We start from the raw sequence: 17,365 nt of genomic DNA, 5'->3' as shown, positions 1-17,365 counted from the left end.
GTGCCCGAGATGTCCCGCGAACCGCAGAACGGTACGAGAGGTGCGCGCATGATCGACGTCGCCCGGCTCGCCGGCGTCTCGCAGCAGACGGTGTCGCGCGTGGTCAACAACCAGACCAACGTGGCCCCGGACGTGCGGGAGCGCGTGGAGCTCGCCATCGCTCGTCTCCGCTACCGCCGCAACCCGGCCGCTCGCGCGCTGGCCACCAGCCGCACCATGAACATCGGCATCGTGAGCTTCGGCCTCGCCCAGTACGGCCCCTCGGTCGCGCTCACCGGCATCGCCGACGAGGCCCGGCGCGCCGGCTACGCCACCAACCTGGTGACGCTCGCGAGTGTCGACCGAGCCAGCATGCGGGCCGCGCTCGACCACCTGCTCGCCGACTCGGTCGACGGCATCGTGGTGCTCGCGCCGATCGAGGCCGCCGTGCACGCGATCGACGGCCTGGATGCGGGGGTACCGCTCGTGGTCTTCGAGCCCGGTGGCGAGGAGGGCACCTCGAACGTGGCGACGGATGAGGTGACCGGCGCGCGCCTGGCCACCCGCCACCTGCTCGCCCTCGGTCACACGACCGTGCACCAGGTGTCGGGGCCGCCCGGCTGGCTCGGCACCGAGGCTCGGCTGGCTGGCTGGCGAGCTGAACTCGCGGCTGCCGGGGTTCCGGCTCCCGAGCCGTTCCGCGGTGACTGGACCACCGACTCGGGCTACCGTGCCGGCCTCGCCATCGCCGCCGACCCGGTCGTCACCGCCGTCTTCGTGGCCAACGACCAGATGGCGCTCGGCGTGCTCAAGGCGCTGAGCGACGAAGGCGTCGCGGTGCCCGACGTGATCAGCGTCGTGGGCTTCGACGACGTGCCCGAGTCCCGGTACTACATCCCCGCCCTCACCACCGTGCGCATCGACTTCGCCGAGGTGGGGCGGCTGGCCGTCGACCGCATCCTGGAGCTGATGGGCGGCGCCGTCGCCGACCCGATCCCCCGCATCGACCCCGAACTCGTGGTGCGCCGCAGCACCGCTGTACCCCCGCCCGCCCCTGAGAGCCGTTCCGCGCTCTCCGTTCAGAGGAGAACATCATGACCATCCGACCCTTCGGCCGCACCGACCTCCGGGTCTCGGAGATCTGCGTCGGCACGAGCGCGCTCGGCAGCTTCCCCGCTCAATACGGCTACGAGGTGTCCGACGAGGCCGCCGTCGCGACCATCGCCCGGGTCTTCGAGGGCCCGTTCACCTTCATCGACACCTCGAACGAGTACGGCGGCGGAGACAGCGAACGCCGCATCGGCCGCGCGATCGCTGCTGCGGGCGGGGTGCCCGAGGGCGTCGTGGTCGCCACGAAGGTCGACCCCCTGCCGGGCACCAGCGACTTCTCGGGCGAGCGCGTGCGGCGCTCGGTGGAGGAGAGCCGCGAGCGCCTCGGCCTCGACGTGCTGCCGCTGGTCTACCTGCACGACCCCGAGAAGATCACCTTCGAGGAGGCCACTGCGCCCGGCGGCCCGCTCGAGGCGCTGCTCGAGCTGAAGGCCGCGGGTGTGATCCGCTACCTCGGTGTGGCTGGCGGCCCGATCGATCTCGAGCTGCAGTACCTCGCGACCGACGCCTTCGACGCGGTGATCAGCCACAACCGCTACACGCTCGTGGAGCAGACCGCCGAGCCCCTGCTCGACGAGGCGACCCTCCGCGGCGTCGCCTTCGTGAACGCGGCTCCGTTCGGCGGCGGGATGCTCGTGAAGGGCCCGGATGCGGTGCCCCGCTACTGCTACGCCCCCGTCGGCGAGGCCACCCTCGACCGGGTGCGGCAGATGGAGGCCGCCTGCGCCCGCTTCGGCGTGCCGCTGGCTGCGGCCGCCCTGCAGTTCTCCACCCGCGACCCGCGGGTGACCTCGACCATCGTCGGCATGTCCGAGCCGTCGCGCATCCAGCAGACCGTCGACCTCCTGGCGCAGGAGATCCCGGCCGAGCTCTGGGACGAGCTCGAGCCGCTGGCCCGAGTGGGCCGTCACGGCATCGAACTGCAGTCGGCCTGAGCCGCGCATCCGTCTTGAGGAGGACCCCATGAAATCACGCAAGAACCCTGAGCCCGTCGACGTCGTCATCGTGGGCGCGGGCGCCGGCGGCGCGACCGCCGCGAAGGTGCTCACCGAGGCCGGCCTCCGGGTGGTCGGCCTCGAGCGCGGCCCGTGGCTGAAGCCCGAGCACGCCTCCGGCGACGAGCTGAAGTACCTCAACCGCAACTTCATCTGGCAGGACCCGAAGCTGAAGCCGCGCACCTACCGCCAGAACGAGAACGAGGAGGCCGTGATCACCAACTTCTCGGCCACCCCGCAGGTGGTCGGCGGTGGCACCACGCACTGGGGCGGCATGGTGCCGCGGATGACCGAGAGCGACTTCAAGCTGCGCTCGCTGCACGGTGACGTCGAGGGCGCGAGCCTTGTCGACTGGCCCATCAGCTACGACGAGCTCGAGCCGTACTACACCCGGGTCGAGTGGGAGTTCGGCACCTCGGGCCTCGCCGGAGCGAACCGCTGGGAGGGCCGCCGCAGCCGCGGCTACCCCACGAAGCCCTCGCCGCTCAGCCAGATCGGCCGCACCTTCGCCACCGCGATGGACAAGCTCGGGCACAGCACCTTCCCGATGCCCCAGGGCATGGTCACCGAGCCCTACCGCGGCCGGCAGCCGTTCAGCGAGAACGGGTTCTGGCAGCAGTACCCCGACCCGGGCACCGGCAAGTCCTCGGTGCTGATCAGCTTCATCCCGGATGCCGTGAACACCGGCCTCTACGACCTGCGCTCGGATTGCTACGTCAGCGAGATCCTGGTGGGTAAGGACGGCAAGGCGACCGGCGTGCGCTACACCGACGAGGACGGTGACGAGTTCGTGCAGCACGCGAAGGCGGTCATCGTCTGCGGCGGCGGTATCGAGACGCCGCGCCTGCTGCTCATGTCGAAGTCGGCGCAGTTCCCCGACGGCCTCGCCAACTCGAGCGGGCAGGTGGGGCGCAACGCCACCTTCCACCAGTACTCGTTCGCGGTGGGCCTGTTCGACCGCGAGGTGAGCGACCCGCTCTACGGCTGGGCCGGGCACTACATGAGCCTGTGCTCCTTCGACTTCTACGAGACGGACACCTCGCGCGGGCACATCCTCGGCTCATTGATCTTCCCCTCGATGATCGGGCACCCGGTGAACTGGAGCTTCCCAGGCCGCCCCACCTGGGGTCAGGCGGCGAAGGACGCCGACCGGGAGCTGTTCAACCACACGATGAAGATCGGCATCCTGCTGCACGACCTTCCGGTCGAGGCGAACCGCGTCGACCTCGACCCCACCGTCAAGGACGCCTGGGGGCTGCCGGTTGCGCGCATCACGCACACGCCGCATCCGAACGACTTCGCACAAGAGCGCTGGCAGACGGCGAAGAACGGCGAGATCCTCGAGGCGGCCGGCGCGCGGAAGGTCGTGCCGGTGAACATGGAGCGCATCACGGGCAACACCTCGCACGAACTCGGCACCACCCGCATGGGCGACGACCCGGCGACCTCGGTCGTCGACCGCTGGTGCCGCACGCACGACGTGCCGAACCTCTACGTCTTCGACGCGAGCTTCTTCCCCACCGCGACGGGTATCAACCCGGCGCTGACCATCATGGCGAACGCCTGGCGCTGCGCCGACCGCATCCTGCAGGTCGACCGCCACGGGTGGACCACCGACTGAGCACGCCCGAGGCAGAGAGGACACCGACATGGGTCAGGCAGAATGGAGCACCGTCCCGATCTCGACCAGAGACGGCGACGGACCGCTGTTCTTCACCGAGGAGGAGTGGAACACGGTCGAGGCGGCGACGGCACGCATCATCCCCACCGATCATCACCCGGGAGCGCGTGAGGCGAAGGTGGTGCGGTTCATCGACCGGATGCTCGCCGGCACGCAATTCGTCTTCCCCGCCGCCGACGGCGTCGGCTGGCTGCGCATGGAGGGGCGCGAAGAAGAGGCGTGGCGCGAGCGCATCGAGCTGCGTCAGACGCTTTACCGCGACGGCATCGTCGAACTCGACCGCATCGCGAGCGAGCGGTTCGGCGCCCGATTCGTCGACCTCGACGACGAGCAGCAGGATGTCGCGCTGGAGGAGTTGTCGGGCCAGCCGAAGCCCGAGCGGTTCACATTCGACTCGGCGGAGGAGGGAGCGGGCGGTGCGCCGGCCGGCAACCAGCCGGTGAATGAGGACTTCCTCACCTTCTTCCCGCTGCTCGTGCTGAACACCCGGCAGGGCTTCTATGCCGACCCGGTGTACGGCGGCAACGAGAACCGGGTGGGCTGGGCGGTGATCGGTTTCGACGGGCCGCCTACCCTCGCCTCGACGATGGACGGGAGCTACACGACGCGCAAGTACATGATCCCCGATGCCGAGTGGCCGTACGAGCGGCACCCGGAGGTGCTGCGCTACCGGCGGCCCTGAGGGCCGGCCGGGCGTCGGCCGGGCATCGGCCTCGCGTCGGACGGCGCCCGACCAGGCGGCATAATGAGGGGATGCCTCAGCGAACGTCCCCGGTCAGCGCTCCGGTGGCGCAGCGATGAGCCGCACGGCCTCGAAATCGCGGGGTGCCCGCATGGTCGACGTCGCCCGGCTCGCCGGCGTGTCGCAGCAGACCGTCTCCCGGGTGGTGAACGGCGCCTCCAACGTGGCGCCCGACATCCGGGCGCGCGTGCAGCTGGCCATCGAGCAGCTGAGCTATCGGCGCAACACCGCCGCTGCCGCGTTGGCGAGCAACCGCACCATGAACCTCGGGGTGGTCAGCTACGCGCTGTCGGTGCACGGCCCGTCGGTGGCCCTCTTCGGCATCTCGGAGGAGGCACGCACCAACGGGTACTCGACGCGACTCATCACGATCGGGTCGCTCGACCACTCCAGCATCCGCGCCGCCCTACGGGAGCTGACCTCCGACGAGGTGGACGGCGTCATCGTGCTCGCGCCGCTGCGGGCGGCCATCGAGGTGCTGCGCGGCATCGAGACGGATGTGCCGGTCATCACCTTCGAACAGGGCTCGCCGGAGTCGACGCGGAGCGTCTCGATCGACGAGGTCGACGGCGCGCGGCGCGTGGTGCGGCACCTGCTCGGTCTCGGGCACGAGACGGTCTGGCACGTGCAGGGCCCCGAGGGATGGATGGCGAGTGACGCCCGCACGCGGGGCTGGATGCTCGAACTGTCCGCCGCGGGCCGGATGGCGCCGCCCGTGGTCACCACGGCCGACTGGAGCGCCGAGTCGGGCTACCGCGCCGGTCTGCAGCTCGCCGAGACACCCGGCGTCACCGCGGTGTTCGCGGCGAACGACCCCTTCGCGCTCGGCGTGATGAAGGCCTTCGACGAGCACGGGATCGCGGTGCCCGAACAGGTGAGCGTGGTCGGCTTCGACGACGTGGCCGAGGCCCGCTACTTCCAGCCCGCGCTCACGACGGTGGTGCTCGATTTCGAGGAGATCGGGCGGGCGGCCGTGGCGAGCATCCTGTCGCTCATGCGCGGGCAGGAGCCTGCCGTCATCCCGCTGATCGAGCCGACCCTTGTGGTGCGCGACAGCACGGCACCGCCGCCCGCGCGGGGCTGACCCGCTGCTCGTCCCGTCCCTCCGGCCCGTCCGCGCCGTCAGCCGGCCGGCTGGGCCGGCGCCGTCGAGGTGGGACCCGGAATCGGGTCGACCGGCGGAGCCGGGTCGACGGGCGCCGGCGGGGCGGGCGGCGCCTGGGTCGGGGCCGTGGCGCTCGGCGTCGGGGTCGGCGTGGGCGTCGACGTCGAGTCGGAGTCGCCGGAGTCCGAGTCACCGTCGTCGAAGCGCGACGACGATCCGTTCACCAGCGCCCGGTCGGGGTCGGGGAACTCGCCGCCGCCGAGCACGTCGTCGTTGGCGGTCATCACCGAGCGCCAGATGCGGTGCCGCACGGTCGAACCCGCGTAGCCGTTCGGGTCGACCTCCGTCATCGAGACGTTGCCGTTCACGTTGCCCACCCAGACCGCGGTGGCGGCAGCAGTCGAGGCCCCCACCATCCAGGTGTCCTTCTCGTTGTCGGTGGTGCCTGTCTTGCCGATGTGCGTGATGCCGTCGTCGGGGTCGGATGCGGTGGCCGTGCCGCTCTCGATCGGCCCAAGCATCGCGTAGGCGAGCGTCGCCGCGATGTTCGGGTCGAGCGCCTGCGTGCAGTTCGCCTGCGGCGGCGTGATCTCGGTGCCGTCTCCGTCGACGATCTTGTCGATCGCCACCGGAGCGCAGAACAGGCCGTTCGCCGCGATGGCGGCGTAGGAGGCGGCCATCGTCACCGGCGCGATCTCGTTCGTGCCGAGCACCGACGAGGGCTGCGTGTCGAGTTCCGCCCCGTCGGCACGGTGCACGCCGAGCGACGCTGCCGTGTCCTTGATGGCGCAGAGGTCCATCTGCTGCGCCATCGCCACGAAGGCGTTGTTCACCGAGTTGGTGAGGGCGCTCTGCACCGACATGGTGCCGGGCCGGGCGCTGCCGTCGTTCGCCGGCTCCCACGGGCCGCCGAGGGCCTCGCACGAGTTCGGGAAGGTCGACATGTCCCACTCCCGCTCGTTGCCGCTCACCCGGTCGGCGAGGGTGTGCCCCTCTTTCAGCCACTGCGCCAGTGCGAAGACCTTGTAGGTCGACCCGACCTGGAAGCCCGACGATCCGCCGTAGTCGATGTCGGTGTTGTAGTTCACGGCGGTCGCGCCGGGCGCCGCGGTGTCGGGATCGTCGTCGAAGGTCGTGTTCTGCGCCATGGCGAGGATGCGCCCGGTGCCCGGCTGCACGGTCACGATCGTGGAGCCGAGGTCGGCCCCGTCGTAGGCCGGCGGGATGTATTCCTGCATCGTCTCGTTGGCGTTCGCCTGCAGGTCGGTGTTGAGGGTGGTGTAGATCTTGTACCCGCCCTTCTTGAAGTTCGACCAGCGCTGGTCGGCGGTGTCGCCGAAGCTGGGGTCGTTCTTCACGATCCAGGTCACGTAGTCGCAGAAGTAGGCCGCGCCGTTCGCCGCCGCCTGGCATCCGGTGGTCGGCTGCGTGATGTTCGGGGTGACCGGCGTCGCCACCGCTTCGTCGTACTGCTGCTGCGTGATGGACTTCTGCTTGAGCATGGAGGCCAGCACGTCTTTGTCGCGGCGTGCCTGGTTGTCGGCGATGTTCTCGGGCTCGTCGATGCGCAGCCCGTTCGGTTCGTTGACCGTGGCCGCGAGAGTGGCGGCCTGGGCGATGGAGAGGTCGCGCGCGCTCACCCCGAAGTAGTACTCGGCCGCGGCTTCGATGCCGTACACCGAGCCGCCGAAGTTCGCGATGTTGAGGTACCCCATCAGGATCTCGTCCTTGGAGTACTGCTTCTCCAGTGCGATCGCGAGCCGCATCTCCTGCAGCTTGCGGTCGAGAGACTCGGTGGTGGCGGCCTCGTAGGCGGCCTCCCGCTTCGCCGGGTCGTCGATCATCTCGGCCTGCTGCACGAGGATGTTGCGCACGTACTGCATGGTGATGGTGGATGCCCCGCTCTCCACTCCGCCCGAGGTGACGTTGCCCACCGCGGCGCGCAGGGTCGAGGCGAGGTCGACTCCGTGGTGGTCGTAGAAGCGCGGATCCTCGGTGGAGACCACGGCGTCCTTGACGTACTGCGACACGTCGTCCCAGCCGACCTCTTTGCGGTTCTGGTCGAACACGGTGGCCAGCAGAGTGTTCGACCCGTCGGCGTTCGTGGAGTAGATCTCGGACTTCTGGGCGAGCTCGCCGGGGCGGATGTAGTCGGGCAGGCTGTCGAGCACGTCGACCGATCGTGAGGCGTACACGCCGGTGACGGCCATGGCGGGAACGGCCATGACGGTGACGAGCACCGCCGCCACCACGCTGAGCAGGGCGATCATTCCGACCGGGCGTTTCGTGCCGTCGACCACGCGCTGGAAGCGCTCGGTGACGCGGGTGAGACGTTCGGGCATATGCCTGAGATTACGACGTTCGCATCGGAAGCGCCTGTATGAGACTGAGCATCCCAGGCGCACCGCCTCGGTTGCGTGCCACGGAAGCGAAGAGTAAGACCGAGTGCATGACCACCACGAGTGAACTCCTCGAAGACGCCTTCACGCGCATCCGGGACACCGTGCGGCGAGCCGTGCGGGGGCTGAGCGATGACGACCTGGCGGCGCGGCCGGGACCGGACGCGAACTCGATCGCGTGGCTGGTGTGGCACCTCACCCGGGTGCAGGACGACCATGTCGCCGAGGTCGCGGGCACCGAGCAGGTCTGGACGAGCGACGGCTGGTTCGACCGATTCGGGCTGCCGTTCGATGCGGATGCGACGGGGTACGCACAGTCGCCGGCGGAGGTCGGGCAGGTGGCCGGCATCTCGGCCGAGCAGCTCGTCGGGTACCACGAGGCGGTGTACGCCGCGACGGTCGCCTACCTGCGCACGCTCGACGACACCGATCTCGACCGAGTGGTCGACACGAACTGGAACCCGCCCGTCACCCTCGCGGTGCGCCTGGTCAGCGTGATCTCCGACGACCTGCAGCACGCCGGCCAGGCCTCCTACGTGCGAGGGCTCCTGGGGCTCTGACGCACGCTCGGCGCACCGGGCTGCGGGCTGAGGCTACGCGCGCGCGGCCTTCGCGAGCAGCACGTCGCGCTCGCGGGCGTTGGCGGTGAGCTGCGCCGCGGTGAGCAGCTCCGCGCGGGCCTCGTCGCTCCGGCCGAGGCGCGCGAGCAGCTCGCCGCGCACGCTCGGCACCAGGTGCGAACCGCGCAGCGCCCCGGATGCGCTCAGCTCGTCGACGATGCGCAGCCCTGATGCGGGCCCCACCGCCATCGACACCGCCACCGCCCGGTTGAGCTCCACCACCGGGTTCGGCGCGAGCCGCCCGAGTGCCTCGTAGAGCACGACGATGCGTTCCCAATCGGTCTCCTCGACCGAGGGCGCCACCGCATGACACTCGGCGATCGCCGCCTGCAGCGCGAACGGACCGCGCCCGCGGCCGAGCTCGTCCGCCCGCGCCAGGGCGGCGACGCCGCGCCCGATCTGGGCGCGATCCCAGCGGGCGCGATCCTGGTCGGCGAGCAGCACCGGGCTGCCGTCGGATGCCGTGCGAGCGCCGAACCGCGAGGCCTGCAACTCCATCAGCGCCACCAGCGCCTGGGCCTCGGCTTCGCGCGGCAGGAGACCTGCGACCACTCGTCCCAGGCGCAGCGCTTCCTGCGCGAGCTCCGGGCGCATCCATCGGTCGCCGGATGTCGCGGCGTACCCCTCGGTGAAGATGAGGTACACCACCCCCAACACCGACCCCAGCCGCGCCGCCCACTCGCTCGGGTCGGGTGTCTCGAACGGAGCCTTGGCGGCGGCCAGCGTCTTCTTGGCCCGCACGATCCGCTGCTGCACGGTGGCGACCGGAACGAGGAACAACCGCGCGATCTCCTCGGTGCTGAGCCCGCCCACCACTCGCAGGGTCAATGCGATCTGCGCCTCGCGGCTCAGCACGGGGTGGCAGGCGGTGAAGACGAGCCGAAGCACGTCGTCGTCGAGGAGGTCGGGGTTGCGGGCATCCGTCGCCGCCGCCTCCGTCAGGTCATGGGCGAGCGCCCGGTAGCGGTCGTCGAGGCGTTCGCGCCGTCGCCAGCCGTCGATGGCCTTGCGCTTGGCGACCGCGGTGAGCCACGCGCCCGGGTTCTGCGGCACACCGTCGCGGGCCCACTGCACGAGCGCGTCGGCGACGGCCTCCTGGGCGAGGTCTTCGGCCCAGGAGAAGTCTCCGGTCGACTTCGCGAGGGTGGCGACGATGCGTGCGCTCTCGATGCGCCAGACCGCGTCGACGGTGCGGCGGATGCGGTCGGCGCCGGTGTCAGCGTCAGCGCCGGCGTCAGCCGATGGCGCCCTCACCCCGCCACTCCTTCTCCTTCTTGATGTACTCGTTGTCGGCGAAGTCCTCGAAGTCGCTCTGGTCGGTGATGCGCCGCACCTCGAGCTTCGAGCCGGGGCCGAGCGGTGCCCGACCTGCCCACTCCGCAGCCTCTTCGCGCGACGAGACCTCGAGAATCCAGAAGCCGTTGAACAGCTCGTGCACCTCGCCGTAGGGGCCGTCGGTGACGACGGGAGGCTGGGAGCTGAAGTCGACCACGAAGCCCTCCTTCGCATCCGTCAGCCCGTCGCCGCCGATCAGCACGCCGGCCTTGATCATCGACTCGTTGTAGGCGCCCATCGCGTTGATGATCTCCTCGAAGTCCATCGACGCGCTGGCCTCGACGGCTTCGGCGGTGGTGCGCATGATGAGCATGTACTTCATGGTGTCTCTCCTCGGTTCGACGGGGCCCTCGATGGCCCCTTCTGCTTGTGCGTCGAACGGGAGCGCCCTGGATCGACATCGCCCCCGAAGATTTTCAGAATTCGAAGCGGGCGGCGCGCTCCTCGTCGAGGGCGTGGCGGATGCGCGCTCTCATGTCGTCCGACATCGGCGGCAGTTCGTGGGGTGCGAACCAGCGCGCAGCGGTGTTCTCACCGTCGGCCGGGTGCGGCTCGCCCGACTCGTAGCGCAGGTGGAAGGTGAGGTCGAGGTACTGCGACTGGTCGCCGTTGGGGTACGTGACCATGGGGATGGTGTGCACCCAGGCGAGGTGCACCGGATGCGCCACCACGTCGGCCTCCTCCAGCACCTCGCGGGCTGCGGCCACCGCGGGCTCCTCGCCGGGGTCGACGATGCCGGTGACGGGCGTCCACGCCCCGGTGTCGCTGCGGCGCACGAGCAGCAGGTCGTCGCCGCGCGTCACGACGGCGGTGATGCCGGTCAGCCACAGAGGCGCGTGCCCGATCTTCTCCCGCAACTCCAGCACGAACTCAGGCGTAGGCATGCCCCGAGCCTATCCGCCCCGCTCGTGAACCCGCGGGTGTCTCGGGGTCGTCGTCGGCCGCTCCCGTGGTGCGTTTGCGCCGCGGATGGCCTCTGCGGGTGGTGCCGTGGCGCCCCACCGCCTCCGTGAGCGCAGCTTGCACCCGCCAGCTCCGCGAGCGCCGCCCGCGCCCGCCTCCTTCGCGAAGCGCGCACGCGCGCCTCGTCACCTGCGCTGCGCGGGCACTGCACCCGTGGCCCGCCCCCTTCGCGGGCATCGCACCTCCCCCCCTCCTTCATGGGCATCGAACCCGCGCCTGGCAGCTTAGGCGCGGCCGAGTGCTGGCACGCGGGGTTGTGGTTGCGCAGGCGCGCTAGGTCGCCCGGGGAGTGTCAGAAGGGTGGTTCGTCGGGGAGTGGGGGGCGGTGTTGGGTTGGGGTGTGGGGTGGTGTGGTGGTGTGTTTGCGGCCGTGGGGGCTGGTCCAGTTGAGGTGTCGTGGTTGGTTGGGGTGGGTTTTGACGGTCCATCCGGTTTCGTGTTTGAGGTGGTGGTGGCGGGAGCAGAGGTAGGCGAGGTTCGCGGCGGTGGTTTCGCCGCCGTGGGCCCAGTCGTGTGTGTGGTCGAGTTCGCACCTGTTGGCGCGGCGGTTGCAGTTCGGGAAGCGGCAGGTTTCGTCGATGGTGGCGAGGACGAGCCGTAGTTCGGGTGCGGCGCTGTATCGGTCGCGAGCTGGGGGGTGGAGGTTGTCGGCGGCCGCGCGGCCCCAGTGCCGGGTGATCATGGTCGGTTGTCCGGTGACCGGGTGGGTCAGGGTGCGGAGGAATGTGGGAGCGGTTGCTGCGATCTGCCGGGTGGTGTCGGGGTCGATGGGGCCGTAGCCGTGTAGTTGGCCTGGTTCCTCTGACACGCCTGCGATGGTGGCTGCTGGAGCGGTGATGATGACGGATGCCGTGATCGACGTGGGTTTGGCGGGGTTGTCGGGGGTGAGCATCATGCGGGTGAGGGCGTCGGCGCGGCGTTGCTGGTGGGTGCGTGGGTCATCTGGTGAGCGTTCGGCGCGGGCGATCTTGTCGAGGAGGTCATCGATGGCGATCGCTTCGACCGCGGGGAGGTTGGCGGTGAGAGTGGCCATGCCGTCGCATTCCGGTGCCATGAACACGCCCCGCAGTTCGCGGGCCTGCTCGGTGCGGAGGGTGATGGATTCGGGGTGGGCGGTTTCGCGGAGGCGGCGGGCTTTGTCGTCGAAGCGGTATGCCGTCTCGGTGCGGGCGATCGCGAGCAGTTGGGCTTCGAACGCCGGTCGCGCCTCGGTGGGCACCGTGTCGGCGTGGCCGATCAGGTGGCGGGCGTGCTGCATCGTCACCTGCCCCTCGGTGAGTGCGGTGAGCGTGGCCGGGTAGTGGTGAGCGAGGGACTCGGCGTCGTTCATCATCCGCGCCACGGTGCGTTCGGATTGGCGGGTCGCGGTGGCGATCTCGGTGGCGACGAGTTGCCGGTGCCTCGCCCTCGCCTCTGCCGTGGTCACCGCGCCCAGGCGCCCGCCGGGTTCGGGGTCGAGTGCGGCCCGGTCGGCAGCTGCTCGGTCGTCGGCGAGGCGGGCGGCTTCAGCGAGACCCCGGGCCATGTCGGCATCCAGACTTGCCTGATGGCGGCGGATGGCGAGGACGTGGTCGATGACGGCATCCAGACGCGTGTCGAGTGTCTCGACTGTCGTGTCGTGGTCTCCGAACCGAACCTTCATGAGAATAATTCAATCAGGAGCCACTGACATTGAGGCTGCCCGGGTGGCGCACGCTTCGCGCGCGCCAAAGATGGAATTCCGGTCGGGTCGGACTGGTGGTCCGGTTCGGGTCGTGTCCCGTGCATCCGTCACCACCGCGGACCAGCCGCGGATGGCTGGGACGGAAGCGGCTATTTCTGTGTCTGTCTCGCATCCATCTTCGGCAAGCGAGCGCAGCTCGCGCGGCAGCCCCGGCTACGAGAGCTGGTTGCGCTCCACCCAGGCGAGGTACTCGGGGGAGACCGTGCCCGTCACGTACTCGCCGGTGAAGCAGCTCATCTCGAGCTCGGTCACGTCCGAGCCTTGGGTGATCGCCGCCTGCATGTCGGCGACCTCCTGGTAGATGAGGTGGTCGGCGCCGATGGCCGCCGCGATCTCGGGGATCTTGCGGTCGTGCGCCACCAGCTCGTGCCGCGACGGCATGTTGATGCCGTACACGTGCGGGAACCGGACGGGCGGCGCGGCCGACGCGAACGTGACCTTGTTCGCCCCGGCGGCCCGCGCCATGTCGACGATCTCCTTCGAGGTCGTGCCGCGCACGATCGAGTCGTCGACGATGAGGATGTTCTTGCCCTTGAACTCGGTCGACATCGCGTTGAGCTTCTGCCGCACCGACTTCTTGCGTGCTGCCTGCCCGGGCATGATGAAGGTGCGCCCCACGTAGCGGTTCTTGTAGAACCCCTCGCGGTACTCGACCCCGAGCTTCTGCGCGACCTGCATCGCGGCCGGCCGTGACGAATCCGGAATCGGCATCACCACGTCGATGTCGCCCATCGGCGTGTAGCGCGCCACCGTGTCGGCCAGGTAGTTGCCGAGCCGCAGCCGTGCCTCGTAGACCGAGATGCCCGAGAGCACCGAGTCGGGGCGAGCCAGGTAGACGTACTCGAACGAGCACGGCACGAGCCGGTGCTCCGGCGCGCACTGCTTCGCGATGAGCTCGCCGTCGAGCGTGATGAACACGGCCTCGCCCGGCGCGACGTCGCGCACCACGTCGTAGCCGAGGCTCTCCATGACGAGCGACTCGGATGCGACGACGTACTCCATCTGCCCGTTCTCGAGCAGCCGCTGGCCGATGGTGAGCGGCCGGATGCCGAACGGGTCGCGGAACGCGAGCAAGCCGTGCCCGGCGATCATCGCGATCGCCGCATACGACCCCTCCACGCGTTCGTGCACCGCCGAGACGGCGGTGAAGATCTGCTCCGGGTCGAGCGAGAGACCGGTGATCTGCGACTGCAGCTCGTTGGCGAAGACGTTCAGCAGCACCTCGGTGTCGGAGTTCGTGTTGAGGTGCCGGCGGTCGATGTTGTAGAGCTCGTTCGTCAGCTCGCGCGTGTTCGTGAGATTGCCGTTGTGCACGAGGATGATGCCGTAGGGCGCGTTCACGTAGAACGGCTGCGCCTCCTGCTCCTGCGACGCCGAACCCTGGGTGGCGTAGCGCACGTGCCCGAGGCCCATCGTGCCGAGCAGCGAGCGCATGTCACGCGTGCGGAACGCCTCGCGCACCTGCCCCTTGGCCTTCACGATGTGGAAGACGCTGCCCTCGGCGGTCGCGATGCCGGTCGAGTCCTGGCCGCGGTGCTGCAGCAGCAGAAGCGAGTCGTAGACGAGTTGGTTGACCGGGTCTGAGGAGACGATGCCCACGATGCCGCACATTGCATCGATTCTACCGTGCCCAAGCGCTTCCCAAGCCGGTCGCCAAGCGGCGCCAAGAACCCGCCAACCGTCTCCCGGAATCGTGGTCTCGGCCGCCATCGCGGCGCATCCGTCTCAGCAAGGAGTCTTTCCCATGTCCACCCGGTCAGCGGCCGCCGCCGCTTCCCTTCTGGCCCTCGGCAGCGCGCTCGCGCTCACGGGCTGCTCGTTCTCCCTCCCGGGCACGCCGCCCGCCGACGCCTCGGGCGCCGTCGACTTCGAGGGGGTGCAGTCGGCCACCGTGCAGATCGAGTCGGTCGGCACCTTCGTCTCGCCCGAGGAGGGCGGCTACGAGGCCGCCGGCCGCGGCTCGGGCTTCGTCATCTCGCCCGACGGACTCGTCGTCACCAACAACCACGTGGTGGCGGGCGCCGGCACCCTCAAGGTGTGGCTCGGCGGCGACACCGCGAAGACCCTCAACGCGAAGGTGCTCGGGTCGTCGGAGTGCATGGACCTCGCGGTCATCCAGCTGCAGCAGGGCGACTACCCCTACTTCGACTGGCGCGAGGGCGAGATCGAGACGGCGACGGATGTCTACGCCGCCGGCTTCCCGCTCGGCGACCCCACCTTCACCGAGACGAAGGGCATCGTGTCGAAGTCCTCCACCACCGGTGAGACCCCGTGGGCGTCGATCGACAGCGTCATCGAACACGACGCGCGCATCCGCCCCGGCAACTCGGGCGGCCCGCTCGTCGATTCCGCCGGGCGTGTGCTCGGCGTGAACTACGCCGGCAACGATCTCTACGACACCAACCTCGCCATCCACCGCGACCAGGTGCTGGCCGTGCTCGACGACCTCGAGCAGGGCGTCGACCACGACAGCATCGGGGTGAACGCCGAGGCGCTCACCGACGACGAGGGCAACGGGCTCGGTGTCTGGGCGTCGTCGGTGGTGGCCGGTTCCCCGGCCGATGCGGCAGGCATCCAGCCCGGCGATCTCATCACGCGGATGGCCGGGGTGACGCTCGCGACCGATGGCACCATGTCGGACTACTGCGACGTGCTGCGCACCCAGGGCAGCGACGCCACGATCGACATCGAGGTGTTCCGGCCCAGCGAGGGTGTGTATTACGACGGCCAGGTGAACGGCACGCCGCTCGAGGCCGTGCAGCAGATCGCCCAGGGCGGCTCGACCGCCGACGGCGACTACACCACCATCACCGACGACAACGACATCATCCAGGTGGAGGTGCCGAGTTCGTGGTCGGATGTCGACGGCGCGCCGTTCACCGACGGCTCGGGTGCGCAGTGGGCCGCCATCGTGGCGAGCCCCGACGTCAACGCCTTCAACACCGGCTGGAGCACCCCGGGCGTCGTGATCGCCGCGTCGCAGGACGCCGTGGCCACCTCGACCGTCGAGGGTCTGATGCAGCCCTCGATCGACTTCCTCAACTCGCAGGGCTGCACGGCCGAGGGCGTCGAGGACTACGCCGACGGCTACCACACCGGCCGGTACGAGATCTTCGACGGCTGCGGCGGTGTCGGCGCGAAGTACGTGACCCTCGCAGCCCTGGCCGACGACGGTTCGTACGTCATCACCGTCAACGTGCAGGCCAACACCGACGCCGACCTCGCCGCCATCGACCGCATCGTCGGCAGCTTCATCGCGGCCTTCTGAGCCGTAACGCACCCCTCCATCACCCGGACACATCCCCTCTCAAGGAGAAAAGCAATGACCATCCCCGTTCTCACCGAAGGCACCTTCGACGAGCTCGCCGCGAGCCTCACCGGCCCGCTGCACCTGCCCGGAACCCCCGACCACGCCCGTCTCGCCACCCCGTGGAACGTGTCGATTCCTGCTCGCGCCGCCGCCGTGGCCGAGGTGGCGCACGCCGCCGACGTGGTGGCCGCGGTCCGCTTCGCCAACCGGGCCGGCATCGCCGTCGCGGTGCGGGCCACCGGGCACGGCGCATCCGGCGACCTCGACGGCCAGCTCCTCGTGCACACCGGCCGGCTCGATGAGCTCACCGTGCACGCGGAGGGCTGGGCCCGCATCGGCGCCGGCGTGAAATGGGACCGCGTGCTCGACGCCGCGGCGCCCTTCGGCCTCGCGCCGCTCGTGGGCTCCGCGCCCGACGTCGGGGCGGTGGGCTACCTCACGGGTGGGGGTCTCGGCCCGGTCGCCCGCAGCTACGGCCTGGCGTCGGACACCGTGCGCGCCTTCGAGGTGGTGACCGGCGACGGTGAGCTGCGCCGCGCCAGTGCCGACGAGAATCCGTCGCTCTACTGGGGGCTGCGCGGTGGCAAGGGCAGCCTCGGCATCGTGACGGCCGTGGAGATCGATCTGGTGCGCCAGCCCACGATCTACGGCGGGGCCCTGTTCTTCGCGGCCGAGGACACCGAGCGCGTGGTGCGCGCCTGGGCCGAGTGGTGCCCGGGCCTCGACCGCCGAGCCACCACCTCTCTCGCCATCAACCGGCTGCCCGAGCTGCCGACCATCCCCGCGCCGATCGCCGGCAAGCAGACCGTCTCGGTGCGCTTCGCGTGGACGGGCGACCCGGCCGAGGTGGAGCAGGCCGTCGCCGGCATCGCGGGCGTGGCCACCCCCATCTTCGGCGGGGTCGGCGTCATGCCGTATGCCGCGATCGGCATGATCCACTCCGACCCGGTCGACCCCATGCCGAGCCACGAGGAGTTCAGTCTGCTGCGGGCGCTTCCCGGTGAGGCGGTCGACGCCCTTCTCGCGGTGGCAGGGGCGGATGCGCCGAGCCGGCAGATCATCACCGAGCTGCGTCTGCTGGGCGGCGCGCTCGCCGAGCCGGCCGTGCACGAGAGCGCCGTCGGGCCGATCGACGCCGCCTACACGCTGCTCACGGTCGGGATCGCCGCGGGACCGGAGGTGGCCGAGTCGATCGCGGACGGGCAGGCCATCCACGCCGCGCTCAACCCGTGGGCGACGGGGCGGCAGCTGCCGAACTTCGCTCCGGCCGACGATGCCGCGCACCTCCGCCGCGTCTACGGCGAGTCGACCCTGACCCGGCTCGCGACGCTCATCGCGGCGTTCGATCCGCGCGGCGTGATCGCCGCGGGTCGCCCGGTGCTCGCGGCCGCGGAGTAGCGCTC

The 17,365-nt window shown here is 70.1% G+C and carries 14 protein-coding genes; 8 read left to right on the top strand and 6 right to left on the bottom strand.

Going from position 1 to position 17,365, the window contains the following annotated elements; translation table 11 throughout:
• The first annotated feature begins 48 nt into the window (after positions 1-48).
• The 5 genes from AC3WLB_RS12740 to AC3WLB_RS12720 all read left to right on the top strand — a co-directional run bounded on the left by AC3WLB_RS12740 (position 49) and on the right by AC3WLB_RS12720 (position 5,591).
• Entirely contained in the window at positions 49-1,077 is a 1,029-nt protein-coding gene (locus tag AC3WLB_RS12740) for a LacI family DNA-binding transcriptional regulator (RefSeq protein WP_035882756.1), read from the top strand.
• Positions 1,074-2,024: an aldo/keto reductase gene (locus AC3WLB_RS12735; protein WP_492506492.1), complete on the top strand. Its 951-nt coding sequence runs from the start codon at positions 1,074-1,076 to the stop codon at positions 2,022-2,024. Before AC3WLB_RS12740 ends, AC3WLB_RS12735 begins: the two co-directional genes overlap by 4 nt.
• Positions 2,025-2,052: 28 nt before the next feature.
• Positions 2,053-3,705, top strand: a complete 1,653-nt coding sequence (locus tag AC3WLB_RS12730) for a GMC family oxidoreductase (protein ID WP_492506490.1) — start codon at positions 2,053-2,055, stop codon at positions 3,703-3,705.
• Between the two features lie 28 nt (positions 3,706-3,733).
• On the top strand, positions 3,734-4,447 hold the full coding sequence (locus AC3WLB_RS12725; protein WP_022895710.1) for a gluconate 2-dehydrogenase subunit 3 family protein: 714 nt from the start codon (positions 3,734-3,736) through the stop codon (positions 4,445-4,447).
• 151 nt (positions 4,448-4,598) lie between these two features.
• Positions 4,599-5,591, top strand: coding sequence for a LacI family DNA-binding transcriptional regulator (locus AC3WLB_RS12720; RefSeq protein WP_492506782.1), 993 nt, complete (start codon positions 4,599-4,601; stop codon positions 5,589-5,591).
• Positions 5,592-5,629: 38 nt separating this feature from the next.
• Here the strand turns inward: AC3WLB_RS12720 and AC3WLB_RS12715 are convergent, their stop codons facing one another.
• On the bottom strand, positions 5,630-7,954 hold the full coding sequence (locus tag AC3WLB_RS12715; protein WP_492506488.1) for a transglycosylase domain-containing protein: 2,325 nt from the start codon (positions 7,952-7,954) through the stop codon (positions 5,630-5,632).
• A gap of 107 nt (positions 7,955-8,061) precedes the next feature.
• Here AC3WLB_RS12715 and AC3WLB_RS12710 point away from each other — a divergent pair, with 107 nt between their 5' ends.
• Positions 8,062-8,571: a mycothiol transferase gene (locus tag AC3WLB_RS12710; RefSeq protein ID WP_492506485.1), complete on the top strand. Its 510-nt coding sequence runs from the start codon at positions 8,062-8,064 to the stop codon at positions 8,569-8,571.
• A gap of 33 nt (positions 8,572-8,604) precedes the next feature.
• Here the strand turns inward: AC3WLB_RS12710 and AC3WLB_RS12705 are convergent, their stop codons facing one another.
• The 5 genes from AC3WLB_RS12705 to purF form a co-directional block, all read right to left on the bottom strand.
• Positions 8,605-9,831 (bottom strand): RNA polymerase sigma factor, encoded by a 1,227-nt coding sequence (locus AC3WLB_RS12705; protein ID WP_492506780.1) that lies wholly within the window; start codon positions 9,829-9,831, stop codon positions 8,605-8,607.
• Positions 9,832-9,865: 34 nt separating this feature from the next.
• Positions 9,866-10,288 (bottom strand): YciI family protein, encoded by a 423-nt coding sequence (locus AC3WLB_RS12700; RefSeq protein WP_492506483.1) that lies wholly within the window; start codon positions 10,286-10,288, stop codon positions 9,866-9,868.
• A 94-nt stretch (positions 10,289-10,382) separates the two neighbouring features.
• Positions 10,383-10,850 (bottom strand): NUDIX hydrolase, encoded by a 468-nt coding sequence (locus AC3WLB_RS12695; RefSeq protein WP_492506481.1) that lies wholly within the window; start codon positions 10,848-10,850, stop codon positions 10,383-10,385.
• A gap of 371 nt (positions 10,851-11,221) precedes the next feature.
• Positions 11,222-12,571, bottom strand: coding sequence for an HNH endonuclease signature motif containing protein (locus tag AC3WLB_RS12690; RefSeq protein ID WP_492506479.1), 1,350 nt, complete (start codon positions 12,569-12,571; stop codon positions 11,222-11,224).
• A 234-nt stretch (positions 12,572-12,805) separates the two neighbouring features.
• Positions 12,806-14,263: an amidophosphoribosyltransferase gene (gene purF, locus AC3WLB_RS12685; RefSeq protein ID WP_492506477.1), complete on the bottom strand. Its 1,458-nt coding sequence runs from the start codon at positions 14,261-14,263 to the stop codon at positions 12,806-12,808.
• A 133-nt stretch (positions 14,264-14,396) separates the two neighbouring features.
• Between purF and AC3WLB_RS12680 the strand changes: the two genes are divergently transcribed.
• On the top strand, positions 14,397-15,920 hold the full coding sequence (locus AC3WLB_RS12680; RefSeq protein ID WP_492506475.1) for a S1C family serine protease: 1,524 nt from the start codon (positions 14,397-14,399) through the stop codon (positions 15,918-15,920).
• A gap of 54 nt (positions 15,921-15,974) precedes the next feature.
• Positions 15,975-17,360, top strand: coding sequence for an FAD-binding oxidoreductase (locus AC3WLB_RS12675; RefSeq protein ID WP_492506473.1), 1,386 nt, complete (start codon positions 15,975-15,977; stop codon positions 17,358-17,360).
• The last annotated feature ends 5 nt before the right edge of the window (positions 17,361-17,365 follow it).

It is taken from the genome of Herbiconiux sp. FW305-C-125 (assembly GCF_058783455.1).
Note: the sequence above shows the minus strand (reverse complement) of the source record. Positions and strands in the feature narration are given on the sequence as shown.